General features: G+C 71.3%; 31 protein-coding genes. 13 read left to right on the plus strand and 18 right to left on the minus strand.

Annotation, left to right across the window (positions count from 1 at the left end; genetic code table 11):
- Positions 1–296: 296 nt before the first annotated feature.
- A complete protein-coding gene (locus OHB44_RS31440) occupies positions 297–1,193 on the plus strand; it encodes a GNAT family N-acetyltransferase (RefSeq protein ID WP_330439071.1) in 897 nt (298 codons plus the stop codon).
- 142 nt (positions 1,194–1,335) lie between these two features.
- On the opposite strand, the gene OHB44_RS31445 is transcribed toward OHB44_RS31440, so the two are convergent.
- Entirely contained in the window at positions 1,336–2,127 is a 792-nt protein-coding gene (locus OHB44_RS31445) for an EI24 domain-containing protein (protein WP_330439072.1), read from the minus strand.
- Positions 2,128–2,327: 200 nt separating this feature from the next.
- Between OHB44_RS31445 and OHB44_RS31450 the strand changes: the two genes are divergently transcribed.
- Genes OHB44_RS31450 through OHB44_RS31470 form a run of 5 tightly spaced genes read left to right on the plus strand, consistent with a single transcriptional unit; the run spans position 2,328 to position 6,893 of the window.
- A complete protein-coding gene (locus OHB44_RS31450; RefSeq protein ID WP_238683127.1) occupies positions 2,328–3,236 on the plus strand; it encodes an ABC transporter ATP-binding protein in 909 nt (302 codons plus the stop codon).
- Positions 3,237–3,248: 12 nt separating this feature from the next.
- A complete protein-coding gene (locus OHB44_RS31455; RefSeq protein ID WP_238683126.1) occupies positions 3,249–3,983 on the plus strand; it encodes an ABC transporter permease in 735 nt (244 codons plus the stop codon).
- An 11-nt stretch (positions 3,984–3,994) separates the two neighbouring features.
- A complete protein-coding gene (locus OHB44_RS31460) occupies positions 3,995–5,263 on the plus strand; it encodes a sensor histidine kinase (RefSeq protein WP_238683125.1) in 1,269 nt (422 codons plus the stop codon).
- Positions 5,260–5,901 (plus strand): response regulator, encoded by a 642-nt coding sequence (locus OHB44_RS31465; RefSeq protein ID WP_266304340.1) that lies wholly within the window; start codon positions 5,260–5,262, stop codon positions 5,899–5,901. Before OHB44_RS31460 ends, OHB44_RS31465 begins: the two co-directional genes overlap by 4 nt.
- 23 nt (positions 5,902–5,924) lie before the next feature.
- The gene (locus tag OHB44_RS31470; protein ID WP_330439075.1) at positions 5,925–6,893 is read left to right on the plus strand and encodes a helix-turn-helix transcriptional regulator; all 969 of its coding nucleotides are present in this window, start codon (positions 5,925–5,927) and stop codon (positions 6,891–6,893) included.
- On the opposite strand, the gene OHB44_RS31475 is transcribed toward OHB44_RS31470, so the two are convergent.
- The 6 genes from OHB44_RS31475 to OHB44_RS31500 all read right to left on the minus strand — a co-directional run bounded on the left by OHB44_RS31475 (position 6,884) and on the right by OHB44_RS31500 (position 11,068).
- On the minus strand, positions 6,884–7,798 hold the full coding sequence (locus OHB44_RS31475; protein ID WP_238683123.1) for an SDR family oxidoreductase: 915 nt from the start codon (positions 7,796–7,798) through the stop codon (positions 6,884–6,886). The genes OHB44_RS31470 and OHB44_RS31475 overlap by 10 nt on opposite strands.
- Positions 7,799–7,853: 55 nt before the next feature.
- Entirely contained in the window at positions 7,854–8,591 is a 738-nt protein-coding gene (locus OHB44_RS31480) for an alanyl-tRNA editing protein (protein WP_330439077.1), read from the minus strand.
- A gap of 11 nt (positions 8,592–8,602) precedes the next feature.
- Positions 8,603–9,490, minus strand: coding sequence for an alpha/beta fold hydrolase (locus OHB44_RS31485; protein ID WP_238683121.1), 888 nt, complete (start codon positions 9,488–9,490; stop codon positions 8,603–8,605).
- Positions 9,487–9,801, minus strand: a complete 315-nt coding sequence (locus OHB44_RS31490) for a DUF2516 family protein (RefSeq protein ID WP_121653557.1) — start codon at positions 9,799–9,801, stop codon at positions 9,487–9,489. Before OHB44_RS31490 ends, OHB44_RS31485 begins: the two co-directional genes overlap by 4 nt.
- A gap of 71 nt (positions 9,802–9,872) precedes the next feature.
- Positions 9,873–10,508, minus strand: a complete 636-nt coding sequence (locus OHB44_RS31495; RefSeq protein ID WP_238683120.1) for a hypothetical protein — start codon at positions 10,506–10,508, stop codon at positions 9,873–9,875.
- Positions 10,505–11,068: a helix-turn-helix domain-containing protein gene (locus OHB44_RS31500; protein ID WP_330439078.1), complete on the minus strand. Its 564-nt coding sequence runs from the start codon at positions 11,066–11,068 to the stop codon at positions 10,505–10,507. The genes OHB44_RS31495 and OHB44_RS31500 overlap by 4 nt, the downstream gene beginning before the upstream one ends.
- 112 nt (positions 11,069–11,180) lie before the next feature.
- On the opposite strand from OHB44_RS31500, the gene OHB44_RS31505 reads away from it, so the two are divergent.
- Complete coding sequence (locus OHB44_RS31505) at positions 11,181–11,978, plus strand: alpha/beta fold hydrolase (protein ID WP_330439079.1); 798 nt, start codon at positions 11,181–11,183, stop codon at positions 11,976–11,978.
- A 24-nt stretch (positions 11,979–12,002) separates the two neighbouring features.
- Here the strand turns inward: OHB44_RS31505 and OHB44_RS31510 are convergent, their stop codons facing one another.
- The 4 genes from OHB44_RS31510 to OHB44_RS31525 form a co-directional block, all read right to left on the minus strand.
- Positions 12,003–12,962: an asparaginase gene (locus OHB44_RS31510; protein WP_330439080.1), complete on the minus strand. Its 960-nt coding sequence runs from the start codon at positions 12,960–12,962 to the stop codon at positions 12,003–12,005.
- A gap of 94 nt (positions 12,963–13,056) precedes the next feature.
- Positions 13,057–13,884 carry a 3-keto-5-aminohexanoate cleavage protein gene (locus OHB44_RS31515; protein ID WP_210782456.1) on the minus strand — a complete coding sequence of 276 codons (828 nt, stop codon included), beginning with the start codon at positions 13,882–13,884 and terminating at the stop codon, positions 13,057–13,059.
- Positions 13,885–13,907: 23 nt separating this feature from the next.
- Positions 13,908–15,020, minus strand: a complete 1,113-nt coding sequence (gene ygfZ, locus OHB44_RS31520) for a CAF17-like 4Fe-4S cluster assembly/insertion protein YgfZ (RefSeq protein WP_238683116.1) — start codon at positions 15,018–15,020, stop codon at positions 13,908–13,910.
- The gene (locus OHB44_RS31525; protein ID WP_238683115.1) at positions 15,017–15,445 is read right to left on the minus strand and encodes a Fur family transcriptional regulator; all 429 of its coding nucleotides are present in this window, start codon (positions 15,443–15,445) and stop codon (positions 15,017–15,019) included. Before OHB44_RS31525 ends, ygfZ begins: the two co-directional genes overlap by 4 nt.
- A gap of 69 nt (positions 15,446–15,514) precedes the next feature.
- Here OHB44_RS31525 and OHB44_RS31530 point away from each other — a divergent pair, with 69 nt between their 5' ends.
- Positions 15,515–16,393, plus strand: a complete 879-nt coding sequence (locus OHB44_RS31530; protein WP_330439084.1) for an aminotransferase class IV — start codon at positions 15,515–15,517, stop codon at positions 16,391–16,393.
- Positions 16,394–16,412: 19 nt separating this feature from the next.
- On the opposite strand, the gene OHB44_RS31535 is transcribed toward OHB44_RS31530, so the two are convergent.
- Together OHB44_RS31535 and mtfM are read right to left on the minus strand one after the other, a co-directional pair.
- Complete coding sequence (locus OHB44_RS31535) at positions 16,413–17,003, minus strand: FABP family protein (RefSeq protein ID WP_238683146.1); 591 nt, start codon at positions 17,001–17,003, stop codon at positions 16,413–16,415.
- A gap of 2 nt (positions 17,004–17,005) precedes the next feature.
- A complete protein-coding gene (gene mtfM, locus OHB44_RS31540) occupies positions 17,006–17,110 on the minus strand; it encodes a small membrane protein MtfM (protein WP_030327764.1) in 105 nt (34 codons plus the stop codon).
- A gap of 12 nt (positions 17,111–17,122) precedes the next feature.
- Between mtfM and OHB44_RS31545 the strand changes: the two genes are divergently transcribed.
- The 3 genes from OHB44_RS31545 (at position 17,123) to OHB44_RS31555 (ending at position 20,007) form a co-directional block, all read left to right on the plus strand.
- Positions 17,123–17,497: a DsrE family protein gene (locus OHB44_RS31545; protein ID WP_124820325.1), complete on the plus strand. Its 375-nt coding sequence runs from the start codon at positions 17,123–17,125 to the stop codon at positions 17,495–17,497.
- 78 nt (positions 17,498–17,575) lie between these two features.
- Positions 17,576–17,956, plus strand: coding sequence for an SCP2 sterol-binding domain-containing protein (locus OHB44_RS31550; RefSeq protein ID WP_330439089.1), 381 nt, complete (start codon positions 17,576–17,578; stop codon positions 17,954–17,956).
- Complete coding sequence (locus OHB44_RS31555) at positions 17,953–20,007, plus strand: amylo-alpha-1,6-glucosidase (protein WP_330439090.1); 2,055 nt, start codon at positions 17,953–17,955, stop codon at positions 20,005–20,007. The genes OHB44_RS31550 and OHB44_RS31555 overlap by 4 nt, the downstream gene beginning before the upstream one ends.
- A gap of 19 nt (positions 20,008–20,026) precedes the next feature.
- On the opposite strand, the gene OHB44_RS31560 is transcribed toward OHB44_RS31555, so the two are convergent.
- Positions 20,027–20,890: a hypothetical protein gene (locus OHB44_RS31560; RefSeq protein ID WP_330439092.1), complete on the minus strand. Its 864-nt coding sequence runs from the start codon at positions 20,888–20,890 to the stop codon at positions 20,027–20,029.
- A 71-nt stretch (positions 20,891–20,961) separates the two neighbouring features.
- Positions 20,962–21,417, minus strand: a complete 456-nt coding sequence (locus OHB44_RS31565; RefSeq protein ID WP_330439094.1) for a winged helix-turn-helix domain-containing protein — start codon at positions 21,415–21,417, stop codon at positions 20,962–20,964.
- A 368-nt stretch (positions 21,418–21,785) separates the two neighbouring features.
- Here OHB44_RS31565 and OHB44_RS31570 point away from each other — a divergent pair, with 368 nt between their 5' ends.
- Together OHB44_RS31570 and OHB44_RS31575 are read left to right on the plus strand one after the other, a co-directional pair.
- A complete protein-coding gene (locus OHB44_RS31570) occupies positions 21,786–21,971 on the plus strand; it encodes a hypothetical protein (protein ID WP_266304331.1) in 186 nt (61 codons plus the stop codon).
- Positions 21,961–22,710, plus strand: coding sequence for a hypothetical protein (locus tag OHB44_RS31575; RefSeq protein WP_330439097.1), 750 nt, complete (start codon positions 21,961–21,963; stop codon positions 22,708–22,710). Before OHB44_RS31570 ends, OHB44_RS31575 begins: the two co-directional genes overlap by 11 nt.
- Positions 22,711–22,781: 71 nt before the next feature.
- Here OHB44_RS31575 and OHB44_RS31580 read toward each other — a convergent pair whose 3' ends face one another.
- The 3 genes from OHB44_RS31580 to OHB44_RS33565 all read right to left on the minus strand — a co-directional run bounded on the left by OHB44_RS31580 (position 22,782) and on the right by OHB44_RS33565 (position 24,237).
- Positions 22,782–23,102: a DUF1416 domain-containing protein gene (locus OHB44_RS31580; protein WP_238683109.1), complete on the minus strand. Its 321-nt coding sequence runs from the start codon at positions 23,100–23,102 to the stop codon at positions 22,782–22,784.
- Positions 23,103–23,104: 2 nt separating this feature from the next.
- Positions 23,105–23,953 carry a sulfurtransferase gene (locus tag OHB44_RS31585; protein ID WP_112584191.1) on the minus strand — a complete coding sequence of 283 codons (849 nt, stop codon included), beginning with the start codon at positions 23,951–23,953 and terminating at the stop codon, positions 23,105–23,107.
- A 206-nt stretch (positions 23,954–24,159) separates the two neighbouring features.
- Complete coding sequence (locus OHB44_RS33565) at positions 24,160–24,237, minus strand: Ms5788A family Cys-rich leader peptide (protein ID WP_310503780.1); 78 nt, start codon at positions 24,235–24,237, stop codon at positions 24,160–24,162.
- Between the last annotated feature and the right edge of the window lie 18 nt (positions 24,238–24,255).

Genomic DNA, 24,255 nt, shown 5'->3' on the forward strand with positions numbered 1-24,255 from the left:
CGCCTCCGCGCCTCCGCGCCCGCCGCGCGGCACGCGCCGGGCCCGCCCTGCAAGATCCACACAACTTCAGGGAAATAGTGGCCTCCCGGCGCTCGGAGGCCACTATTTCCATGAAGTTGCTGCCTGCAGGTCGGTCGCAGGCTGCGGACGCACAATGGTTAATGCGTCGCTCAGGCGGACGACCTTGGTTAGCCTCGCCGACATGCCGGATCCTGTCGCGCTGCCGTACGTGCTCAGCTTTATCCACCCACCCGTAGAGGTCGAGGCGGTCGCCGCCGTACGGATAGGGGCCTGACATGCGTATCCGTGTGGCACAGCCGGACGACGCCCCAGGTGTGGTGGCGCTGCGGACGATCGTCTACCCCTATCTGGTGCGCGGGGTCGAGTCGACCCGGAAGATGCTCGCCGAGCCCCCACCCGAGGAGGGCTGGACCGCCTTCGTGGCCGAGGTCGACGACCAGGTGGTCGGGTGGACGTCCGCGCAACGCTCCGGCTGGACCTCCACCCCGGACTTCGGCGAGATCTCGATGCTGCACGTGCACCCGGAGCACCGGCAACAGGGCCTCGGCACGGCGCTGCTGACCACCGCCACCGACCACCTCCGCCAGCTGGGAATCCGTCGGATACGCGCGATGGCGCAGACGGACGGGCTGCCGTTCGCTCGCCGGCACGGTTACGAGCCCAGCCGGGAGGTGCGCTACTCGGCGCTCGACCTCAACCCGGCACCCGCGCTACCCGAGCCGCCCCCGGGCGTACGACTGTTGCCGATCTCCGACCTGGACCCGCACCTGCTGTACGAGGCCGACGTGGCCTCGGCCGCCGACGAGCCGGGCGACGTGCCGGTCGACTCGATCAGCTACGAGAGCTGGCAGTACGACGTCTGGAACAACCTCGGCCTGGACAAGGCGGCCAGCACCGCCGCCGAGGTCGATGGTGTGGTCGCCGCCTTCAGCCTGGTCAAGCGGGACGGGGACCGGATGTGGTCGGACTTCACCGGCACCATCCCGGAATACCGGGGGCGGGGACTCGCCCGGCTCACCAAGACCGCAGCGCTGCACCGGGCCGCCGCGGACGGCGTGCGCGTCGCCTACACCTCGAACGACGAGGCGAACGGGCCGATGCTCGCGATCAACACCCGGCTGGGCTACCGCCAGGTGGCATCCCAGTGGACCTGCCTGGCCGACGTGACCTGACCGGCAGCCACCCGCGCGTCAGCGACCCCCGCCCGCGTCGATCTTGCACTTTCGGTCACCGATATGCACGGAATGCCCCCTATGCCGCGACAGAATGTGCAAGATCGCGGAAAGGTGCGGCTCGACCAGGGTGATCTACCTGTCAGCTCTCCTCGATCGGCTGGCCCATCGAGCGGCGGGCCAGCAACGTGGCACCGGCGACCGCGGCCGGCATGATCAACACGGCGCCGAGCGGGATCAGGAAGCAGAGGAAGACGGCCACTCCGAAGCCGAGCGCTGTGGGCCGGTCGGCCTTCAGGATCGTCCGGCGCTGCGGCAGCCGCATCCCCCGTCGGTAGAACGGTGCACCCACCAACTCCACGGCGAGGAACCACCCGCCCACTGCCGCCCCGATGACCGGGACGACCGTCTGGCCGACGATCGGGATGAAGCCGGCGACGAAGAGCGGGATGCCGACCAACGCCGTGAGCGCCACCAGGCGTACCGAGTCGGCGAGGCTGCGGCGCAGCGACGACCAGAAGGGCACCTCCACCGCCCCCGGCGTGCCGCCGTACCGCTGCTCGACCTGCTCGGAGATCTTCTCGTAGAACGGGTCGCCGATGACCAGGGTGACAGCGGTGAAGGTGAGCACGCCAAGCAGGCCGCCGAGCCCCAGGAAGGCCAACCCGGCGATCACCCGGACCAGGCTGCGGCCGGTGCTCGACCAGTCGTCGGCGAACGGGGTGACCAGCGCGGCGAGGTCGTCCACGAAGTACACCAGGGTGGCGAGCGCGGCCAGGAAGAGCACGCCGGAGATCAGCGCCGGCACGATGCCGAGCAGCACCAGCCCCGGGCTGCGGACGTAGAGGCCCAGCCCGCGCAGGAGCAGCCCCGCCCCGGCGAGGAAGCGTCCGACGACCCCGGTCACCGGGCTGGCGATTCTGCTGGCATCCACGATCGAGCAGCCTAACCAGCCGTGATCGGATCCGCCGGGCGGAGCGCTAGCAGCGACTCACCCCGTACACATCAACCGGTTGACGGACGGCGGTGATCCACCGGGGACGCCGAGGTTCGTCGCTGACCGGTCGATTCGCCGGCGGGCCACCCCGACAACCCTTGAGGGGTACGAAGTCAGCGGCGGCGGAAGGCGGCACGATGCCGGTCATCGAGGTGACCCACCTGAAGAAGCGGTACGGCGACCTGGTGGCGGTGGACGACGTGTCGCTCGCCGTGGAGGCCGGGGAGATCTTCGGCGTCCTCGGTCCGAACGGCGCCGGCAAGACCACCACGGTGGAGTGTGTCGCCGGGCTGCGTGTCCCCGACGGGGGCGGGGTGTCGGTCCTCGGGCTCGACCCTCGCGGGGACGCGGCCCAGCTACGCCAGCGGGTCGGGGTGCAACTCCAGGAGAGTCAACTGCCGGACCGGTTGCGGGTGGCCGAGGCGCTGGAGCTGTACGCCTCGTTCTACAGCAACCCCGCCGACCCGGCCGAGCTGATCGACAGGCTGGGCCTCGGCGACAAGCGGAACACCGCGTACAAGAAGCTCTCCGGCGGTCAGAAGCAGCGGCTCTCCATCGCGCTGGCCCTGGTGGGCAACCCGGAGATCGCCATCCTCGACGAGCTGACCACCGGGCTGGACCCGCAGGCCCGCCGGGACACCTGGGGCCTCATCGAGCAGGTCCGCGACAGCGGGGTGACGATCGTGCTGGTCACCCACTTCATGGAGGAGGCCGAGCGGCTCTGCGACCGGGTCGCGGTGATCGACCGGGGTCGGGTGGTCGCCCTGGACAGCCCGGCGGGCCTGGTGTCGTCTGTGGCTCCGGAGCAGCGGATCCGGTTCCGGCCCTCGGCTCCGGTCGACGACCGACTCCTCACCGACCTGCCCGAGGTGTCCGCCGTGCAGCGCACCGGCAGTCAGGTGGTGGTGACCGGCACCGGTGAGTTGCTGCACGCCGTCACCTCGGTGCTCGCCCGCCACCAGATCGTCGCCGCGGACCTGCGGCTGGAGCAGTCCACCCTCGACGACGCCTTCGTCGAGCTGACCGGGCACCGGCCCGCCAACTGAGAGGGAGCCGGCATGCACGCCTTTCGCAACATCCTGAAGACCGAGGCGCGGCTCTACCTCCGGGACCTGCCGACGCTCCTCACCACGATCGGACTGCCGACCCTGATCCTGGTGGTGCTCGGGCTGATCCCCTCGCTGCGCAAGCCGGACCCGACCTTCGACGGGCAGACCTTCGTCAGCTACTTCGCTCCGTCGCTGCTGGTGGTCACCCTCGCCATGGTCGGGGTGAACATCCTGCCTTCGGTGCTGGCCACCTACCGGGAACGCGGCGTCCTGCGTCGGCTGGCGACCACCCCGGCGCACCCGGCGGCTCTGCTCGCGGCCCAACTGGTGCTGGCCCTGGCCGGGATCCTGGCCAGCGCGCTGCTGCTCATCGTCGTCGCCCGGCTCGCGTTCGGGGTGCCGTTCCCCCGGCACCCGCTCGGCTTCACGCTGGCGTTCATCCTCGGCACGGCCGCGCTGTTGTCGCTCGGCCTGCTGGTCGCCGCCGTGGCCCGCACGACGAAGGCGGCCCAGGCCCTGGCCGTGCCGCTGTTCCTGGTGACCATGTTCTTCGGCGGGGTCTACCTGCCTCGGTTCCTGCTCCCGGACGTCGTGGCGCGGATCGGCGACTACACGCCGCCCGGGGTGCAGGCACTCCTCGACGCCTGGACCGGCACCCCGCCGCAGCCGCTGCACCTGGGGATAATGGCGGTGATCGCCGTGGCGGCCGGCGCCAGCGCGGCGAAACTGTTCCGCTGGGAGTGAGCGGAGATGCGATGACCTGCAACGGTGGGCACGACCGTCTGGCCAGTTGGCGGGAACGCGAGGCGAGCCTCTATCGGGTGTTCCCCTTCGGCGGGCTGACCCTGGGCACCCTGCTGGCCCTCGTCGCACCGGCGCCCGCTCATCTTGGGGCACTGCCCACCCTCGCCATCGCCGTGGCGGCCGGATGCTGGGTCGCCTGGTTCGTCACACTGCACCCCGGCTGGCAGAGTCGGCGCACGCTGATGGCGGTCTACTACGCCGGCCTGCTCACGTTCGCCGCCGCACTGGTGGCCGCCAGCCCGTGGTACGGCTTCTTCGCCTGGATCGGCTACATCCACGCCTTTCCGGTGCTGCCCGGGCGCTGGCGGGTCGCCGGCGTGGTCACCACTGCCGCCCTCGTCGCCACGTCGCAGGGCGGCGGTCTGTCGGTGGTGACGTCGCACCTGCCACTCTGGCTGGTGCTGGTGCTGTTCAACCTGGTGGTGGCCGGCTCGGTGACCTGGTTCGCGATGATCGCCGAACAGGAGGACGCCAAACGCAAACGGTTGGTGGCGGAACTCGGCGAGACCAATCGCCAACTCACCGAGACGGCCAGTGAGAACGCCGGGCTGCACGCCCAACTGCTCACCCAGGCCCGGGAGGCCGGCGTGCTGGACGAACGGCAACGGATGGCGCGCGAGATCCACGACACCCTGGCGCAGGGGTTGACCGGCATCATCACCCAGTTGGAGGCGGCCGAGCAGACCCGCGACCGGTCCGCCGACTGGCGTCGGCACGTCGACAACGCGCTCGCCCTGGCCCGGGAGAGCCTCACCGAGGCCCGCCGTTCGGTACAGGCGGTCCGTCCGGAACCGTTGGAGACGGCCCGACTACCGGACGCCCTCGTCGATCTGGGCGGGCGCTGGTCGGCCCTGAACGGGGTGCGGGCCGACGTGGCCACCACCGGCACCCCCCGCCCACTGCACCCTGAGGTCGAGGTGACACTGCTACGGGCCGCCCAGGAGGCGCTGTCCAATGTGGCCCGGCACGCCGCCGCGTCGCGGGTCGGGCTGACCCTGTCGTACATGGCGGACGTGGTCACGCTCGACGTCCGCGACGACGGGGCGGGTTTCGACCTCACCGACCAGCCGCTGCCCCGTGAGCCGGGCGGCGGGTACGGGCTGACCGCCATGCGGCAACGGGTGACGAGGGTCGGTGGCGAGTTGGCAGTCGAATCCGAGCCGGGCGGCGGCACCGCCATCTCGGCGTCCGTCCCCGCGCTACCCGGAGGTGCCGGTTGACCGCCCCGGTTCGGCTGCTGATCGTCGACGACCATCCGGTGGTGCGGGACGGCCTGCGGGGGATGTTCACCGGTGACCCCGATTTCGAGGTGGTGGGCGAGGCGGCGGACGGTTCGGAGGCGTTGGCCCTGGTCGCGACGCTGCTGCCGGACGTGGTGCTGATGGATCTGCGGATGCCCGGCATGGATGGGGTGACCGCCATCGGCAGGCTGGCTCGTGCCGGCAGCACCGCCCGGGTGCTGGTGCTCACCACCTACGACACGGACGCTGACGTGCTGCCGGCGATCGAGGCCGGCGCGACCGGCTACCTGCTCAAGGACACACCTCGGGAGGACCTGGTTCGGGCGGTCCGGGCTGCTGCCCGGGGTGAGTCGGTGCTCGCGCCCAGCGTCGCCGGCCGGCTGATGGGCCGGCTGCGCGCTCCCGCGGAGGAGCCGCTCAGTCAACGGGAGTTGGAGGTGCTCACCCTGGTGGCCCGCGGTGCCTCCAACCGGGAGGCGGCGACCCGCCTGTTCATCAGCGAGGCCACAGTCAAGACGCACCTGCTGCACTTGTACGCCAAGCTCGGGGTCAACGACCGGGCTGCTGCGGTGGCCACCGCGTACGACCGGGGGTTGCTGACGCCCGGCGGGCGGTGAGCGGCACCGGGCAGGATGGGCAGATGCGCGCGTCCCGACTGATCTCTTTGCTGTTGCTGTTGCAGTCGCGCGGGTCGATGACCGCGAGCGAGCTGGCGCGGGAGTTGGAGATCTCCGAGCGGACCGTCTATCGGGACGTTCTGGCGCTCTCGGCGGCGGGCGTGCCGGTCTACGCCGACCGGGGGCGTGCCGGCGGTTACCGCCTGCTCGGCGGGTACCGCACCCGACTGACCGGGCTGACCCGGGACGAGGCGGAGGCGCTCTTCCTCGCCGGGCTGCCCGGACCGGCCGGCGAGATGGGGCTCGCCGACGCTGTCGCGTCCGCCGAGTTGAAGGTGCTCGCCGCGCTGCCACCTGCCCTGCGCGACGCGCCGGCCCGTGCCGGGCAGCGGTTCCACCTGGACGTGCCGGGCTGGTTCCGGGAGACCACGCCACCGCTCTGGCTGCCCGAGCTGGCCCGGGCGGTCTGGGGCGACCGGGTGGTGGCGCTTCGCTACCGACGCGGCGACCGGGAGGTGACCCGCCAGGTCCAGCCGTACGGCTTGGTGCTCAAGAGCGCGGTCTGGTATCTGGTCGGCCGGGTCGGCGACGATGTGCGCACCTACCGGGTGGACCGGGTCACCGGTGTCGAGGTGGGCGACGAGCACTTCGACCGCGACGAGGGCTTCGACCTGGCCGGGCACTGGCGCGAGCAGGCCGGGTCGTTTCTGCGGACCATGCTGCGGGCCGAGGTCGCCGTCCGGCTGAGCCCCGCCGGCCTGCGCCAGCTCCGGCACCTGGTCGATGCCCCCTTCGTGTACGACGAACTGGTCGCCGCCGCCGGCCCACCCGACGGGCAGGGCTGGGTGGTGGCCCGGCTGCCCGTCGAGTCGGTCCCGGTGGCGTACCGCCAACTGCTGGGGCTCGGCCCCGAGGTCGAGGTCATCGACCCGCCCGAGCTGCGGCGGTTGTTCGCGGAGAGCGCCGAACGGCTCGCCGCGCTCTACCGGTAGCCGGTCACGTCCGACGGCTTGCCCGCGTCGACCACCTCGGTGATGTAGCGGAAACCCTCGGGTTGGCTGCCGTCGAGGTCGGTGAAGCCGTACACCTTGGACAGCGTGCCGGCGTCGACGGACGTGCCGCTCCAGCGGGCCTTTTCCTCGTCGGCGGCGAGCGCGGCCACCGCCCGGCCGACGAAGGCCGGGGTCTCCGAGATGAGGAAGTTCGGGTCGGTGGCGGCCCCGTCGCGCCAGTTCTCCTCGGTCACGCCGAAGTGCTCCAGCATCGCCTCGGAACGGATCCAGCCGGGGGTGAGCGCCACGGCCGTGCAGCCGTGTGGCTTCAGCTCGTGCGCCTGGCTGAAGGCGAGCCGGTTGACCGAGACCTTGGCGAGGTCGTAGAAGACCGACAGTCGGTAGTTCTCGTCGTTGTACGCCTTGGTGCCGTCGCCCATCTCCACCACCAGCCCGCCGGGCTTGCGGATCAGCAGCGGCAGGGCGAAGTGGCTGGTGATGATGTGCGTGTCGACTGCCAGTCGCAGGGTACGGAAGCCGGCGTCGAGTGGCTGCTCCCAGACCGGCTTGTCCCAGGTGACCAGCGGGTCGCCGCCCCAGATGTCGTTCACCAGCACGTCGAGGTGGCCCTGCTCGGCGTCGATCCGGGCAACCAGGTCGCGGACCTGCTCGGGCACCAGGTGGTCGACCTGAACGGCGATGCCGGTGCCACCGGCCGCGCTGACCAGCTCGGCGGTCTCCTCGATGGTCTCCGGCCGGTCCATCTCGGAGCGGCCGGCCCGGGAGCTGCGACCGGTGGCGTAGACAGTGGCTCCGGCCGCGCCGAGCTGAACGGCGATCTGCCGCCCGGCACCACGGGTGGCACCGGCGACGAGCGCGATCTTTCCTGTGAGCGGTTGTGTCATGCCTGCGACGTTGTCAGGAATACCTGACAACCGACGTCCGAATTCGGTACTCGATCTAGTCGACCAGTCGGACCCGGACCCGACGGTTGGCCCGGCCCTTGCTCTCCACCTTGACCACCTGGACCTTGCCGATCTGGGCGGTGGAGGCGACGTGGGTGCCGCCGTCGGCCTGCACGTCCAGCCCGACGATGTCGACGATCCGGACCTCCTGCTCGTCCGGCGGGATGAGGTTGGACTGGGTGCGGATGATGTCCGGCAGGGCCAGCGCCTCGGTGCGCGGCAGCACCCGGGTGGCGACCGAGCGGTCGGCGGCCACCTCGGCGTTGACCAGCTCCTCGATGCGGCTCTTGAAATCCGGGGGCACCTCGGGAAGGTTGAAGTCCATCCGGGCCTCACCCGGTTCCATGGAGTTCCCCGTGACGAGCGCGCCGAAGTCGCGGAACACCACACCGCAGAGCACGTGCAGGCCCGAGTGGGTACGCATCAGCCGGGTGCGGCGCTCGTCCTCCACCGCGCCGGCGACCTCGGTGCCGACCGGCGGTAGCGGGTCACCCTCGGCGGGGATCAGGTAGGGGTCGTCGCCCTTGCGGGTGCCGACGATGCGGGTCTGTACGCCCTGCCAGAGCAGCACGCCGTGGTCGGGTGGTTGACCACCGCCGCCCGGGTAGAACGCCGAACGGTCCAGCACGATGCCCTGCTCCGCGTCGGAGTGCAGGACCGTGCACGTCCATTCGCGCAGTGTCGGGTCGGCAAGGTCCAGCCGGTGCGTGCGGCCGTGCTGTGTGACGCCCATGACAGGGCAGGTTACTCGTTCAGGAAGCCGGAGATGCGGTCCCGCAGATCGGCGCGTTCCGTCCAGAGCACGCCGGGCCTGTCGTACACGTGCAGGGTGGCCTGGGGCAGCGCGACGGCGAGCCGCTCGGCGACCTCGACCGGGTGCAGGTCGTCGCCCGCGCAACCGATCACCAGCGCCGGCGCGGTGACGCCCGTCAGGTCACCGATCTGGCGCAGCGGTGTCTGGTCGGTGAGCGTGGCCAGACCGTCGGCGAGACCGTCGCGGAGCAGTTGGTCGAGCCGTTGTCGCAGGTAGGCCCAGCCGGCCGGGGTGTTGCGCACCGCCGGGGGCAACTCCAGCGTGACGATGTCGGCGACCGCCGAGGCGTCCCCGCTCTCCACCGCCTCCAGCAGGTCGGTGACGCGTTCGCGGGCGATCGGCCCGCGTGGCTCGTCGAGGACCGCCGGCAGGAAGAAGACAAGCTTGTCGAAACGCTCCGGGCTCTCCACGAGGAGCCGGCAGAGGGCACCCGCGCCGAGGCTCGCGCCGAACGCCCGGCTGGCGCCACCGAGGTCGGCGATCGCCCGCAGATCCCGGGCCAGGTCCAGGTAGTCCCACGGCCCGTCCGGGGCTTCGGAGCGGCCGTGCCCACGGAACTGGAAGAACACCTTGCGGCCGTTCACTCCACTGCCGAACGGTCGGGTGGTGGCGATGCCGTGGCCCAGCCCGTGCGCGAACACGGTGACCGGATCACCGGTGCCGGTGACCAGCCGCTCCAGCCGTACGCCGTGCGGGGTGTCGACCAGCTCGGTCTCCGGCTCCGGCAGTGCCGGCCGGCCGGTACGCGGCCCACCCGGCCCGGGCCCCCAGGTGCGGGGCCCGCTGTCGGGTGGGGGCGGCCAGCGAAAACCTCTCACCAGAACCCTTTGCCGTCGCTCAGGTCGCGCAGACCGACCCGGACATCGAGCAGGTAGATCAGACCGGCGGCGATGCCGACCAGTCCGAAGAGGCTGATCGGACCGAAGCCGAGCAGGGTGAGCACGAGGCAGACCGCCAGGATGGCGATCCAACCGCCCTTGGGCAGCGTCCCGATGGCGGGGAAGGCGTCGGAGCGCTGCGTGACGGCGTGCACCAGGGCGACGCCCTGAACGATCAGCGCGAAGACGAGCAGGATCAGCTCGATCACGTCACGGACGGCAAAGGCGAAGATCGGCGCGGCGTTGGCCATGTCGGCCAGTTTATGTCCACGACCCCGGCTACGTCCGACAAGGACGCCGCCGGGGTCGTGGACCCGACGGGCTACTCGGCGGCCGGGCGGGTCCGCTTGGTGGCCCGGGGAAGCTTCGCCGACGGGGTCTCGGCCGGCTTGGGGGCCTTCGGCGCGCGGGCGACCTTCTTGACCGCGGCCGGCTTGGCCTCGGCGATCTCCGCCACGTCGGCCGGGGTCGGCGCGTCGGCGGGAGCCGCAGCGGTGGGGGTGGTGACAGCCGCGGTGGTGGCCGGCGTCACGGCCTCGGTGGCCTCGATGTCGGCGTTGACGGTCTCGGCGGCCTCCAGCACGCCGGCACCGACGACCCGCTCGCCCCGGGCGACCAGCGCGCCGTACGCGGCGAACGCGCGCTCCTGGGCGACCTGGGCGCCCGCGACCACCAGGGCGGCGTTGCGGGTCGCGGCGGCGCGCAGCTTGTCGATGTCGGCCACCTCGCGCAGCTTCGCCAGGTCGGCGGTCTCGTTGGCGGTGCGCAGCGTCTCGGTGGCCTTCTGCTTCAGCTCGAAGCCGGTCAGCACAGCCCGGCCACCCAGGTCGGCGACGACCCGGGTGCTGAGGACGCCGACCACGGCCGGCAGCTTGCGCAGCTGCTCGATGGCCAGCTCACCGGCGCCGGCTGCGGCGTAGATCGGGGCGGGGATGCGGTTGGTCTTCGGCTCGCTCATGACGTCTCCTCTTCGGCCGCGTCGGCGGCCTTCTTCTTCTGGGGGATGCTGGTGCTGCCCGGGGCGGGGGCGGTGCCCGCCTCGGTGACGGCTACCGACTCGAGCACGGCCTCGGTCGGGGTGCCGCCCACTGTGGTGGGGCCGGTGGCGGCCACATTGGCCAGGTCGGCGGGCTGGTCGGCCTGCGTCGTCTCGGCTTCGGCCTCGGCCTCGGCCAGCCGGGTGTTCTCCCGGCGGAACGTCTCGTAGATCTGACTGAGCGACTGCTTCTGGGCCATCGTCAGGTCACCGTCCACGGCGATGGCGGCGAGCACCCCGTGGCCTTCCTTGTCGTCGAGCAGACCGGCGCGCAGGTACATCGCCGGCGTGGAGACCCGCAGTGCGCTCGCCAGTTGCTGGAGCACCTCGGCGCTGGGCTTGCGCAGACCGCGCTCGATCTGGCTGAGGTACGGGTTGCTGACCCCCGCCTGCTCGGCGAGCTGCCGTAGCGAGATCTTGGCGTTGCGCCGAAGATCGCGGATGAACCCGCCGACGTCGGGAAGGTCCTTGGGTGTGGCCATGACAGCGACGCTAACCGCCCGCGCTAGCTTTTGCTAGCAAAACGCTAGCCATAGTTAGCAAGGTCTCAGCGCCCCGTTTGCGCGCCGACCGACCGATCCGTACGGTCCGTCCGTGCACAAGATCACAGTCAATGGAGCAAGCATCGCGTACGACGAGGCCGGCACCGGTTCGCCCGTCGTCCTGCTGCACGCCGGAATCGCCGACCGGCGGATGTGGCGGGGGCAGGTGTCCGCGCTCGCCGCCCGGCACCGGGTGATCGTCCCGGACCTGCGCGGCTACGGAGACTCGGAGCTCCCGCCGACCCCGTTCGCGCACCACGACGACGTGGCCGGGCTGTTGGACGCGCTCGACCTGCCCCGGGCCGCCCTGGTCGGCTGCTCCTTCGGTGGGGCGGTCGCCATCGACACCGCGCTGGCCCACCCCGACCGGGTGAGCGCGCTCGCGCTGTTCGACACGGCGGTCTCCGGCAACGAGTGGTCCGACGAGGCGAACGACCTCTGGGACGGCCTGGTCGGCGAGGTCGACCCGGACGACCTCGTCGCCGGCGCGGCCGGTGAGGTGCGGTTCTGGGTGGTCGGCCCGCACCGCCAGCCGGAGGACGTCGACACCGAGCTGGTCGCGTTCGCGCAGGAGATGGACCAGCGTGCCCTCGCCGCCGAGCTGGCGCTCGGCGCGGTCGAGGTGGGAGAGCTGTCGCCACCGGCGATCGGTCGTCTCGGCGAGCTGAAGATCCCCGTCCTGGTCACCGCCGGTGCCGCGGACGTGCCGGACATCAGTCGGCTCGCCGACCGGATCGCCGCCGAGGTCCCCGGCGCGGTACGACTGCCCGACGTGCCGGACGCCGCGCACCTGCTGCCGCTGGAGCGTCCGGAGCCGGTCAACGCCGCACTGCTCGACTTCCTGGGCTAGCCGCCACCGACGCCGCCGGCGGTGTCACCAGAGCGGGCGGACCGCCCCGACCGGAACCCCGCCACCGAAGAGCGGCACCTCGGCGTACTCGGTCAGCACCGGAGCGTCCACGCCAAGCCGGCGCAGCGCGGAGACCAGCACCGGCATCCGGGCCCGGTCGGCGCCGTCGTCGATCTTCAGTGCGACGGCGCCGACGCCCGGCAGCGCCACGGCGATCACACCCTCGGCACCGACCTTGGCCAGCAGCCCCGGGACGCCACGCATCAGCCGGGTGTCGTCGGCCTGGGTGCCGCCCACGATCTCCGGGTGGGCCCGCATCGCGTCGGCCACGGTGCGCGGCACCGAGCCGGGCTCCGCGTCGACCAGCCGCAGGTACGCCCCGGCCAGGCCGGTCAGCGACACCGCGAGGACCGGGGCGCCGCAACCGTCGACCCCCACGGCCGCCGCCTGCTCGCCGGTGAACTCCTCGATGGCGGCCCGCAACCGCTGCTGAAGGGGGTGCTCCGGCCGCCAGTAGCCCTCCCGCGACCAACCGGCGGCCTGGCAGGTCAGCAGCATCCCGCTGTGCTTGCCGGAGCAGTTCATCTGCACCCGGCTCGGGCCGCCACCGGCGCGAAGCACCGCCTCCCGGGCCGCGGCGCCCACCGGCAGGTCGGGCGGGCAGTGCAGCGCCGACGCGTCCAACCCGGCGCGCTCCAGCAGGGCATCGACCCGGGTCAGATGGAATTCCTCGCCCGCGTGACTCGCCGAGACCAGCGCCACGTCGGCCGGGTCGGTCAGGGCCAGGCCGGCCCGGAGCATCCCGATCGCCTGCATCGGCTTGCTCGCCGACCGGGGGAAGATCGGCGAGGACACGTCCCCGGCGGACGCCACAGCGATACCGGCGGCGTCCAGCACCACCACCGAGCCACGGTGCGCACCCTCCACGAACCCGGACCGGACCACCTCGGCGAGCGGCGCGCCGCCCTCGTACGTCTTCGTCACGCGCTGGACGGTACCGACGGTCCGGGGGTGCCCGGCGGCGGGGTGACCAGGAGGTCCACCGCCCGGGTGACAGGGGCGCGGGACAGACCCGGCCTTACAGCCCGAGCAGCTCGCGGGCCTCGGTGGTGGTCAGCGGCGGGCGCTGGGCGAGCTGGGCGAAACCCACAGCGCGGGCGACCAACTGCATGTTGGACTCCACCGGGCGGCCCTTCGCGTACGTCACGGTGTCCTCCATGCCAACCCGCAGGTGCCCGCCGGTCGACAGCGAGGCCAGCAGCACCGCGATGGTGCTCCGGCCGACGCCGGTGGCCGAGAAGGTGGTGCCCTCGGGCAGGTCCCGCAGCATCCGGTGGGCCGCGACAAGGGTCTCGGTGGTGCCCGGCATACCGCCCGGCACGCCCATCACGAAGTCGACGTGCACGTGCCCGCCGGCCGGCAGCCCGTACTTGCCGAGCAACCGCTGCAACGCGGACAGGTGGCCGAGGTCGAAGATCTCGTACTCCGGCACGATCCCGCGTTCCTGCATCCGGGTGTGCAGGTCGACGATGAACTCCCAGCGGTTGAGGAAGACGTCGTCGCCGAAGTTGACAGTGCCCATGGTGCAGGAGGCCATGTCCGGACGCGCGTCGAGCACGGCGAGCCGGGCGGCCTCCGGGTCGGTCACCGCACCACCGGAGGAGAGCTGCACGATCAGGTCGGTGCTCTCCCGCAGCGCCGCCACGGTGTCGGCCAGCCGCACCGGGTCGAGCGTCGGCCGGGCCTCGTCGTCGCGGATGTGGACGTGGATCACGGCGGCGCCGAGCGCCTCGCACTCCTTGGCGGTGAGCAGCAACTCGTCGAGGGTCACCGGCAGCGCCGGCACCTCCGCCTTGGCCGACTCAGCGCCGGTCGGGGCCACCGTGATCAACGTCCCTGTCGTCATGCCGGCGATCCTAGACGGCCCGCTCAGGACGGGTCGATCGCCGCCGCGGTCTCGCCGATCAGCAACGCGGCGTCATCGGAGACGTTCCGCTTCAACACCGCGAGCGCGACCTGGCCCAGCTCGTGGTGCAGCACTGCGGTGCCGACGAAGCCGACCGTCCGGCCGTCGAGGGTCACCGGCGTACCGGCCGCCGGCGGCTGGTCGGTGGTCACCCCGTCCAGATGCAGCAGTACGAGGCGACGCGGCGGCCGACCCATGTTGTGCACCCGCGCCACAGTCTCCTGCCCTCGGTAGCAACCCTTGTCCAGGTGCACCGCCGGGGCGATCAGGTCGACCTCGGCCGGAATGGTCCGGTGGTCGGTGTCCACCCCGACGCGGGGCTGCCGGGCAGCCACCCGGATCGCCTCGTACGCCCACAGCCCCGCGACCGGCACGCCGGCGCCGCGCAGCTCCGCCACCACCTGATCCATCGCCGACCGGGGCACCAGCAGATCCACCCCGAGCGGACCACGGCGGGCCCAGCCGCCGATCGGCAGCGGTCGTACGTCGTACCGAGCGCTCGCCCGAAGTGGCACGGCACCGTGCGGGAACTTCGGACCCGGCACCGCTACCACGTCCGGTGCGGCGAGCCCGGTCACGCCGAGCGTGCCGAGCGCCTCCATGGCCGCCGGCCCGACCAGCGACAACAGCGCGCGCTCGGCCGTCGCGTCGCGTGGTTCGACCTTGCTGAAGAACCGCATCTTCTCCAGGTAGGTCAGCAGGCCCTGGGTCGCGCCGGGCTCGGTGTCCAGCCAGGTGGTCTCGCCGTCCTCAGCGACCATGGCGTGCTGCTCGATGTGGCCGTGCGGGGACAGCACCAGCAACTCGGTGCCCTCACCCGCGGCGAGGGCGCTCAGGTGCTGCGAGGTGACGGTGTGCAGCCAACTGGCCCGTTCTTCTCCGGCCACCGCGATGACCCCTCGATGCGACCGGTCGACCAGACCGACAGCGGTGTCGAGCGTGCGCTGCTCGCGCAGCGGGTCGCCGTAGTGCGCGGCCACCCCCCGCACCCCGGCCGCTACGTGCGCCGGATCCGGTTGGTCACGGCTGGCCTCGTCGATGCCCTCGACGGCCACCGCACCCGCGATGTCGATCATTTTTGGTCCCCGTTCTCGCAGCGTGCGCAGACGCCGAAGAGTGACACGTGCCCGATGTCCACCCGGAACCCGCGCTGCGCGGCCAACTGGTCGGCGAGGGGGCGCAGCAGCTCCGGATCGATCTCGTCGATCGCGCCACACTCCCGGCAGACCAGGTGGACGTGTTGGTGTTCACCGGCGGCGTGATAGGTCGGTGAGCCGTGCGACAGGTGCGTGTGGGTGACCAGACCGAGCCGTTCCAGCAGCTCAAGCGTGCGGTAGATGGTGGTGATGTTGACGCCGGCGGCGACCTCCCGGACCGCGGTGTGCACCTGCTCCGGGGTGGCGTGGCCCAGATCGAGCACCGCCTGGAGGACGAGCTGCCGCTGGGCCGTCAGCCGCAGCCCACGGGCCCGCAGCATTTCCGCGAGGGAGGATTCGGACACCGTCCGATCATAGTTCGGCCACCAGGCTGTTCCCCGCACCGCGATCGATCACCGCTACGCTCGACGGTCATGGTGAGGTCGTCCGTCGGGAAGGTCGCGGCCGACCCGACCGCGCGGATCGCCGTCCTGGGGCGTGGCCCGGTGCCGCCCGGCGACCCGGTGCTCCGCGGTGACGACCTCGGGGTGCTGCACGGCGACGGCCTCTTCGAGACCATGCACCTGCGCGACGGCCGGCCGTGGCTGCGCGACGAACACCTGGCCCGCCTGGCCACGGCGGCGGCCGCCGTCGAGCTGTCAGTGCCCCCCGCCAGCGTGCTGATCGACCTGCTGGACCAGGTGCGGACAGGCTGGCCAGAGGCTGTGGAAGGGGCACTTCGGCTGGTCTGCACCAGAGGCCCGGAGGCCGGCGGTCCGCCCACCATCTACGCCACGCTGGCCCCGGTGCCGGCGGCTACCCGGGCCGCCCGGCGGGACGGAATCACTGTGGCCACCCTGCCGCTGGGGCTGCCCGCCGCCGCCCGCAGCGGGCTGAGCTGGCTGCCGGCCGGCATCAAGTCCACGTCGTACGCGGTCAACAGCGCCGCCCGCCGCTGGGCCCGCCGGGCGGGCGTGGACGACGTGCTCTGGATCTCCTCCGACGGGTACGCGCTGGAGGGCCCCACCGCCAATGTGGTGTGGCTCACCGACGGCACGCTCTGCACGGTGCCGGCCGCCAGCACCGGCATCCTCGCCGGCACCACAGCGGCCTGGCTGCTCGCCCACGCGAGCGAGCTGGGCCTGAGCGCCGCCGAACGGATGGTCAGCACCGCCGAACTGCAGGCGGCGGACGGCGTGTGGTTCACCTCGTCGCTGCGCGGAGCCGCCAAGGTCCACACGCTGGACGGGGTACGGCGGGCTCACTGCCCGCGTACCCCAGCCCTACAGGCAGTGCTGGGTTTCCCCATCTAGCCGGCGCCGACCGTCGAGGTCAGCCACCGACCCGGACGAGTCGGGCGGAGAGGTGCGGGCTGAGCCCGTGCCCCATGGCAGCCATTTCCTGGGCGTAGAGCAGCGCACCCTCGACGATGCCGAAGAGCCGGTGCCCACCGGTGACCTCCTTGGCGGTCGGAGTCCGGATCACCGCGTCGGTGGCGAACTCGAGCTGCGTGCCGGTGCGCTTGCCCAGGTGCAGCTCCATCACCCCGGTCGGGGTGGTCAGCAGCGCCTCCAGCTCGTCGGTCGCCCGCCCATCCACCAGCACCGGCCGCCACCAGCCCACCTCGCGGCCGGCCGGACGGACCGGCTTGCTCTCCTCGTCGAGGATCCACGCACGCGACTCGTAGTGCAGGAACGGTCGGCCGTCGTGGCTGATCCGGATCTCCTGCGCGTAGTCGAAATCGTCGATGGTGGGGAAACCGCCCTTGCCCCGGCCGCGCCACAGACCGACGTACGGCAGCAGGGCATCCAGCGCGGGGTGCAGCTTCGGCCCGACCCGCAGGTCGTGGCTCTCCTCGAACGGGTACTCCTCGACCGGCGGCGCGTTCAGCCACGGCGGCTGCAGCGGGTTCTCGCTCACCAGCGTCACCAACGTCCTCTCGAAATGCGTACGGCAAGGTAGACCAGGCCACCGGCGAGCCCGCCCAGGCCAGCGACCAGCAGGCTGACAAACCCGATCTCGGTAACCATCCCGGCCATCCTATGCTGGGCCACATGGCCCGCAATCTCGTCGTCAAGGCCACCGCAGGGGCTGACGCCCCGGAGCGGTGCGCGCAGGCATTCACCGTCGCCGCGACGGCGGTAGCGGCCGGGGTGGACGTCTCGCTCTGGCTGACCGGTGAGTCCACCTGGTTCGCACTGCCCGGTCGCGCCCAACAGTTCGACCTGCCGCACTCCGCGCCCCTGGCCGAGCTGTTGCACGTCATCCTGACCAGCGGTCGGGTGACCGCGTGCACGCAGTGCGCGGCCCGACGGGAGATCGGCCCGGACGACGTGCTGCCCGGGGTCCGGATCGCCGGTGCCGCGGTCTTCGTCGAGGAGGCGTTGGCCGAGGGCGCGCAGGCACTCGTCTACTGACCCACGGCGGCGGTGGGTCCATCCGAGCGGAGTGCCGATACCGACCCGACATCTCGGACGGCTGCCTACGATTCGGATGTGACCGAGGCGGCGGAGAGGTTCTTCGAGGCACTGCCGTCGCGCGCCGCCGACGTCCTGGGCGGCCTGGCCGACGGCACCCTCCAGATCGACCTCGGCGAGGACCACCGCACCGAACACTGGCGGGTCCGGATGCGGCCCGGGTCGGTGCAGGTCAGCCGGGGACGCGGCCCGGCCGACGCGATCTGGTACAGCAGCGCGGCCCTCTTCGAGAGGCTGATCACCGGTGAGGCCCAGGGGGTCGCGGCGGTGCTGCGCAACGAAAGCACGTTCAGCGGGAACGTGGTGCTCTTCCTCGCCTTCCGTCGGTTCTTTCCGAACCCGCCCGGCACCCGCGACCCCCGCGAAACGGCCCGTCGAGCAGCCGGGCGACTTCGGTGAAGGACCTCGTCAGCATTCTGGACGGCAACACCTTCCTGGTCAGCGACCGGCGCGGGGACATCGAACCGTCCTACGACTTCCCCACCGGGTTGTTCTCCTTCGACACCCGCTTCCTGTCCACGTGGGTGCTCACACTGGACGGCGAACGGCTGCACGCCCTCTCCGTCGACGACGCCGAGTCGTACCGCACCAGGTTCTTCCTCGCCCCGGGCGAACCCACGCACTATCTGGACGCCAAGGCGTCGGTGATCCGCAGCCGGGCGATCGTGGGCAGCTTCGAGGAGGAGCTGACAGTGCTGAACCACCTCGGCGCGGAGGTCGAGTACACCCTCCGGATCGAGGTCGGGGCCGACTTCGCCGACCTGTTCGAGATCAAGAACTCTCGGCAGAAGCGGGGCCGCACCACAGTCACCGTCGCCGAGAACGAGCTGCGGCTGACCTACCGGCGGGAGGCGTTCCACCGGGAGATGGTGGTCAGCAGCACCGCGCCGGCGCAGGTCGACGACACCGGATTGACCTTCCGGATCCGGGTAGCCCGCAACGACAGCTGGACCACCCGGCTGCACGTGTCCAGTGTCGTCTTCGGTGCCCGGGGCGAGGACATCCGGGCCACCCTCCCGTACGGCGGCAGCCGCAGCGCGACCGCCATCCGGGCCGAGCAGCAGGAGCTGATCGACCGGGCGCCGAAGCTCGGCTGCGACTGCGAGCCGCTGGCCGGGGCGTACCGGCGCAGCCTCAACGACCTGGCCGCGCTGCGCTACGAGTCGATCGCCCTGGGCGTACGGCTGATCGCCGCAGGACTTCCCTGGTTCATGACCCTGTTCGGCCGGGACAGCATCATCACCTCGTTGCAGGTGCTGCCGTTCCTGCCGGAGCTGGTCCCGCCGACCATCCTGATGCTGGCCGGACTTCAGGGGCAGCGGGTGGACGACTTCCGAGACGAGGAACCCGGCAAGATCCTGCACGAGCTGCGGTACGGGGAGACCGCCGGCTTCGAGGAGCAGCCACACTCGCCGTACTACGGGTCGGCCGACTCGACGCCCCTGTTCATCATCCTGCTCGACGAGTACGAGCGGTGGACCGGGGACGCCGCACTCGTCCGCAAACTGGAGTCGCAGGTCCGCGCGGCGCTGAAGTGGATCGACACCTACGGTGACCTGCTCGGCACCGGCTACCTCTGGTACCAGACCCGCAACCCGGAGACCGGCCTGCAGAACCAGTGCTGGAAGGACTCCTGGGACGCCATCTCGTACGCCGACGGTCAACTGCCCGGCTTCCCCCGGGCCACCTGCGAGCTGCAGGGTTACGCCTACGACGCGAAGATCCGGGCCGCCCGGCTGGCCCGGACCTTCTGGAACGACCCGGAGTTCGCCGACGAGCTGGAGCGGCAGGCCGCCGACCTCAAACGGCGGTTCGACAGCGACTTCTGGATCGCCGACCGCGAGTACTACGCGCTCGCGTTGGACGCCGACGGCCGGCAGGTGGACGCGCTGACCTCGAACATCGGGCACCTGCTGTGGAGCGGCATCGTGGACGAGTCGCGCGCCGGCAAGGTGGTCGAGCACCTGCTCGGGCCACGACTGTTCTCCGGCTGGGGAGTGCGGACGCTCGCCGCGGACGAGGGACGGTACAACCCGATCGGTTACCACGTGGGCACCGTCTGGCCGTTCGACAACTCGATCATCGCCTGGGGGTTGTGGCGGTACGGCTTCCGGGAGGAGGCGGGGTTGCTCTGCGACACGATGCTTGCCGCGTCCCGGTACTTCGAGGGTCGGCTGCCGGAAGCGTTCGCCGGCTACGCCCGGGACCTCACCGACTACCCGGTGGAGTACCCGACCGCGTGCAGCCCGCAGGCCTGGTCGACCGGCACCCCGCTGCTGCTGCTGCGGGTGATGCTGGGGTTGGAGCCACAGGGTGAGCACCTGATCATCGACCCGGCCGTGCCACCCGGGATGGGCCGGGTCGAGCTGCTGGACATCCCCGGCCGGTGGGGCATGGTCGACGCGTTGGGCCGCAGCCGCGACCCGGACGACCAGCCGGGCGACGGTTGACCCGAGCGGGCTGCCCGGTTCAGCTCGGGCAGCCGACGGTGGCGGCCAGTCGGGTGGCGTCCGGGCTGATCTCGGCCAGCACCGTGACGGCACCGCTGCGGTACGCGTACACCGGGGGTTGGTCCAGCAGTGGGGCGTTGCCGGCCAGCGGGGCGAGCGCGGCCGTCGAGGCCGCCGGGCCGGAACCGTTCACGGACCACGCGGTACGGGCGAGCCCACCGCCCGGGCAGGGCGCGGTGACCTGCTCCGACGTGGCGTCACCCGTGCGGTCGAGGGCCGTCAGCGCGGCGGTCAGGGCGGCGGCCTCCGGGCCGGCAGCGGTGGCCGGGGACGGCGTGTAGCCGGCGCCGACCGGTCGGCAACCGGTGTCGACGACCAGTCGCACCCGGCCGTCGACCGTCGGCCGGCCCTCGACGGCCACGAAGTCTCCGGCGTCGGCGCGCAGCTCGGGGCCGTCCACCCCGGGCCGGACCCCGGCCCGCCAGCTCGCCGGCAGCCGCTCGGCGATGCCGACCAGGACGGCCCGCTCGTCACCGGTGGCAGCGAGCACCCCGACCTCGCGCCGCAGCCTCGCCCCATCGGCGAACGGGGTGACCCGGCAGCCGGACGCGATCCGCGCCGGCCCCAGTTCCAGCAGCCCGGCGGCACCGGCCGCACCAGCCAACTCGCCGACCGCCCGGTCGACCACCGGCCCGGCCTGATCGAGGGAACGCTGTTCGCGCACGGTCGGCGGGTCGTTCCGCACCGATATCCAGGTGAGCCCGGCCAGCAGCACGGCCCAGGCCACTGTCACGGCCAGCAGCCAACGTCGCCGCGACCGGGCCGGTGTCGGCGCGGCGGGGCCGGTCGAAGAGGCCCAACCCGTCTGCACAGCACCGCTCACCCGGCCATGGTGTCACGCGCCCGCCGCCGGGCCGGCAGCGGAGGCGGTCGCCCTGGTTGAGCGACAGCGGGTCAGTGGTGGTTTCGCCGGGGCGGCGGGTCGAGTCGGTAGCCGATCCCCCGCACGGTGTGCACCTGCGGGCCGCCCGGCAGGCCCCGCAGCCTGCGACGAAGCCGTCTGATGGTGGATTGCAGCGCTGCGGTGTCCGCGCCACCCAGCGCGGAGACGCAGAGCCGTTCGTAGCTCCACACCGCAAGCGGTGGGCCGACGAGCAGGGTGAGCAACTCCCGTTCGGTGGGGGTCAGCGGGAGCACCTCGCCACGCCAGGTGACCCGCTGTCCGACCCGGTCGACGACCAGTTCACCCCACGTCACCAGGCCGCACGGTTCCACCCCTGGGGGGACCGGCCTGACGGCCGGGGTCGGGGCACTCGGCGACGAGAGCAGCAGTGCCCGCAACTGGACCAGGTCTTCGCAGCTCACCACCTGACCAACCCCGTCGAGCTGTCGCCGCACCCGCTCAAGCATCAAGGCATCCGCGCTGACGCAGACGATGATCGGAACCCTTTGACCGGACACGTCGCTGTCCGCACCAACCGTGGTCTCCACTCTTAGATAGTGACGCATACCGATGGATTTGATTGGACCGTCCGCGTCGTCGACAACACCCAACTTTCTCCCAGCACCCCGCAAGGCCACCCGCTCGCGCCCGCGTCGCCGCATCACTCGCGCCAACTGTCGTAGAACCGACACCAGCACAACCAAAGAGCGGGTGCCATCGATTGACAGTGGGTAGTGGACTAGTGACGCGAGGATCCGTAACACGGTCCGCGTCGTCGGAGGGAGGCACTAGGGTGACGCCAACAGCGACGTCGTCGACGGCGAGAGGACCAGCAATGGGCACCGCCATCGTCAAGACCCCGCAGGAGCTGCGCGAGTGGCGAGCGCGGCTCCTGGAGCGTGTCCACATGAACAAAGAGACGCTGTATGACCTGGGGCGCAACTTCGAACTCCGCGCCGACGAGCGCAGCGTCTACGAGATGGTCCGCTCCATTGACTACCTGCTCGGCGATGACGACTGACGGGACCCCCGTCCCTCTGGACCTGATCGCCCGAGCCAGCGCTTTCGCCGACGACATAACCAGCCGAGTGCAACGAGTGGTGAGGACAGAGAAGCACCTGTCCGCGCTGCTGATGCCTGGCAGGAACGGCGGTCGCGTCATGGTGGGCATCGTCGAGGGAGACGACTTCGGCACCTTCCCGCTGTACATCGACAACAAGCACCGCCTTGACCTGCTAATCAAGTTCAACTGCTGCATGGACTCGAGCGGCAGACACCTGGCCACGGACAGCTCCTGGCTCCATGTCACACCCAAGGGTGAAAAGGCGCCCTTGTTCCGCTACGAGTACGTCCGGGAGTTCCAGCCCGGCGTGCCCTGTGCTCACCTTCACGTGCATGGTCACCGCGACGAATTCGCCTTTGTCATGCAGGACGGGCCAAGCGGACGTCCGAGAGCCCGTAAGCGCAGACACGAGGTACCGCGGCTTGCCAAGTTCCACTTCCCGCTCGGCGGGCACCGTTTTCGGCCCTGCGTCGAGGACGTCCTGCAGGCCATGGTGGAAGAGTTCTCCGTCGACACGGTCGAGGGATGGCGAAACGCAGTCGACGAAGGTCGGGAAGAGTGGCGCAAGCTCCAACTACTGGCTGCTGTACGCGACGCTCCGGGCATCGCCGCTCGGGCGCTGGAGGAGCTGCACTACAAGGTCGTTCCGCCAGACTCAGCCCCTGCCGACAACCAGAGCAGAATGCGAGCTTACTGACGCTGCGAAGAGACGACCGGGGCCGGCCACCCCCGTGAGGGTGACCGGCCCCGGTCGATCAGAGCAGTGGGTCAGGCGACGGTGACGGCAACCTCGTTGACGCCTCGGCCGGCAGTCACAGCGGTGTCGCCGTTGCCGTGCCGGGACAACGCCCGCAGCGTCCAGGACCCCGGCGCGGCGAAGAACCGGAACTGCCCGGCGGCCGAGGTGACCACCTCGGCGGTGAACTCACCTGTCGAGTCGAGCAGCCGGACGTACGCGCCGGGCACCGGTTCCGCCTCGGTTGAGCGGACGACGCCGGTGATGACGGTTTCCTTCTCCAGGTCCAGGCTGGCCGGCAGCGGCGCGGCCTGGTCCGGTGCGGCGCAACCCGCGGCGGTGGGAAGAGTCATGATCAGGCCTCCCCGGGTTCGTCGCCGAGAGCGACCGGCACACCGACCAGCGAGCCGTACTCGGTCCAGGAACCGTCGTAGTTCTTGACGTTGCGGTGACCCAGCAGCTCCTGCAGCACGAACCAGGTGTGCGAGGAGCGCTCACCGATCCGGCAGTACGCGATGGTCTCCTTGCCGTCGTCGAGCCCCGCGTCGCCGTAGATCTTGCGCAGCTCGTCGTCGGACCGGAAGGTGCCGTCCTCGTTGGCCGCCTTGGACCACGGAACGCTGATCGCGGTGGGGATGTGGCCGGCCCGCTGCGCCTGCTCCTGCGGCAGGTGGGCGGGGGCGAGCAGGCGACCGGCGAACTCGTCGGGGCTGCGCACGTCGACCAGGTTCTTGGTGCCGATCGCGGCGACGACCTCGTCGCGGAAGGCCCGGATGGAGGTGTCCGGCTCCTGCGCGACGTACTGCGTCGCCGGGCGGGACACCGCGTCGGTGACGAGCGGGCGGGCGTCAAGCTCCCACTTCTTGCGACCGCCGTCGAGCAGCTTCACGTCACGGTGGCCGTAGAGCTTGAAGTACCAGTAGGCGTACGCGGCGAACCAGTTGTTGTTGCCGCCGTACAGGATGACGGTGTCGTCGTTGCTGATGCCCCGCTCGGAGAGCAGCGCCTCGAACTGCGTCTTGTTGACGAAGTCCCGGCGGACCTGGTCCTGGAGGTCGGTCCTCCAGTCAATCTTGATGGCGCCGGCGATGTGGCCGGTCTCGTAGGCCGAGGTGTCCTCGTCGACCTCGACGAAGACGACGCCCGGGGCGTCGAGGTTCTTCTCGGCCCATTCGGCCGAAACGAGTGCGGTGTCGCGACTCATCGAATCACTCCCTGGTGAGGATGGATGGTGAGCCAACGCGCGCGAATCGATGGGTGTAACTGTCGCACCACGCGCGGGACCCAGCGGAAGGACGGGATCACGGGTTCGTGCGACGGCGCCGCTGCCGGGCGTTCGGTGGGATAACCGGAGGGTGTGAGAACCCTGTGCCGGTGGCCGCCGTCAGGCGGCCGGAGACAGCCCCGCCGTCAGATGACGGGGCGACACAGGCAGGTGGCCACGCGGCACAGGTCGACCGCGCGCCGTTTGGTGAGGTGGGTCCCCATGGTCAGGGAGCGTACCAG

The organism is Micromonospora sp. NBC_00821 (genome assembly GCF_036347035.1).
In the GTDB taxonomy this organism is placed as follows: Bacteria; Actinomycetota; Actinomycetes; order Mycobacteriales; family Micromonosporaceae; genus Micromonospora; species Micromonospora hortensis.

What these genes read in the sequence shown, in the direction of transcription:
- OHB44_RS31545 (WP_124820325.1), top strand. Translation starts at nt 17,123, where the DNA reads ATGCTGGGCCACATGGCCCGCAATCTCGTCGTCAAGGCCACCGCAGGG.
- ygfZ (WP_238683116.1), bottom strand. Translation starts at nt 15,020, where the DNA reads ATGATCGACATCGCGGGTGCGGTGGCCGTCGAGGGCATCGACGAGGCC.
- OHB44_RS31450 (WP_238683127.1), top strand. Translation starts at nt 2,328, where the DNA reads ATGCCGGTCATCGAGGTGACCCACCTGAAGAAGCGGTACGGCGACCTG.
- OHB44_RS31460 (WP_238683125.1), top strand. Translation starts at nt 3,995, where the DNA reads ATGACCTGCAACGGTGGGCACGACCGTCTGGCCAGTTGGCGGGAACGC.
- OHB44_RS31470 (WP_330439075.1), top strand. Translation starts at nt 5,925, where the DNA reads ATGCGCGCGTCCCGACTGATCTCTTTGCTGTTGCTGTTGCAGTCGCGC.
- OHB44_RS31530 (WP_330439084.1), top strand. Translation starts at nt 15,515, where the DNA reads ATGGTGAGGTCGTCCGTCGGGAAGGTCGCGGCCGACCCGACCGCGCGG.
- OHB44_RS31490 (WP_121653557.1), bottom strand. Translation starts at nt 9,801, where the DNA reads ATGGCCAACGCCGCGCCGATCTTCGCCTTTGCCGTCCGTGACGTGATC.
- OHB44_RS31500 (WP_330439078.1), bottom strand. Translation starts at nt 11,068, where the DNA reads ATGGCCACACCCAAGGACCTTCCCGACGTCGGCGGGTTCATCCGCGAT.
- OHB44_RS31495 (WP_238683120.1), bottom strand. Translation starts at nt 10,508, where the DNA reads ATGAGCGAGCCGAAGACCAACCGCATCCCCGCCCCGATCTACGCCGCA.
- OHB44_RS31565 (WP_330439094.1), bottom strand. Translation starts at nt 21,417, where the DNA reads ATGCTTGAGCGGGTGCGGCGACAGCTCGACGGGGTTGGTCAGGTGGTG.
- OHB44_RS31575 (WP_330439097.1), top strand. Translation starts at nt 21,961, where the DNA reads ATGACGACTGACGGGACCCCCGTCCCTCTGGACCTGATCGCCCGAGCC.
- OHB44_RS31475 (WP_238683123.1), bottom strand. Translation starts at nt 7,798, where the DNA reads ATGACACAACCGCTCACAGGAAAGATCGCGCTCGTCGCCGGTGCCACC.
- OHB44_RS33565 (WP_310503780.1), bottom strand. Translation starts at nt 24,237, where the DNA reads ATGGGGACCCACCTCACCAAACGGCGCGCGGTCGACCTGTGCCGCGTG.
- OHB44_RS31440 (WP_330439071.1), top strand. Translation starts at nt 297, where the DNA reads ATGCGTATCCGTGTGGCACAGCCGGACGACGCCCCAGGTGTGGTGGCG.
- OHB44_RS31585 (WP_112584191.1), bottom strand. Translation starts at nt 23,953, where the DNA reads ATGAGTCGCGACACCGCACTCGTTTCGGCCGAATGGGCCGAGAAGAAC.
- OHB44_RS31570 (WP_266304331.1), top strand. Translation starts at nt 21,786, where the DNA reads ATGGGCACCGCCATCGTCAAGACCCCGCAGGAGCTGCGCGAGTGGCGA.
- OHB44_RS31580 (WP_238683109.1), bottom strand. Translation starts at nt 23,102, where the DNA reads ATGACTCTTCCCACCGCCGCGGGTTGCGCCGCACCGGACCAGGCCGCG.
- OHB44_RS31515 (WP_210782456.1), bottom strand. Translation starts at nt 13,884, where the DNA reads ATGACGACAGGGACGTTGATCACGGTGGCCCCGACCGGCGCTGAGTCG.
- OHB44_RS31455 (WP_238683126.1), top strand. Translation starts at nt 3,249, where the DNA reads ATGCACGCCTTTCGCAACATCCTGAAGACCGAGGCGCGGCTCTACCTC.
- OHB44_RS31480 (WP_330439077.1), bottom strand. Translation starts at nt 8,591, where the DNA reads ATGGGCGTCACACAGCACGGCCGCACGCACCGGCTGGACCTTGCCGAC.
- mtfM (WP_030327764.1), bottom strand. Translation starts at nt 17,110, where the DNA reads ATGGTTACCGAGATCGGGTTTGTCAGCCTGCTGGTCGCTGGCCTGGGC.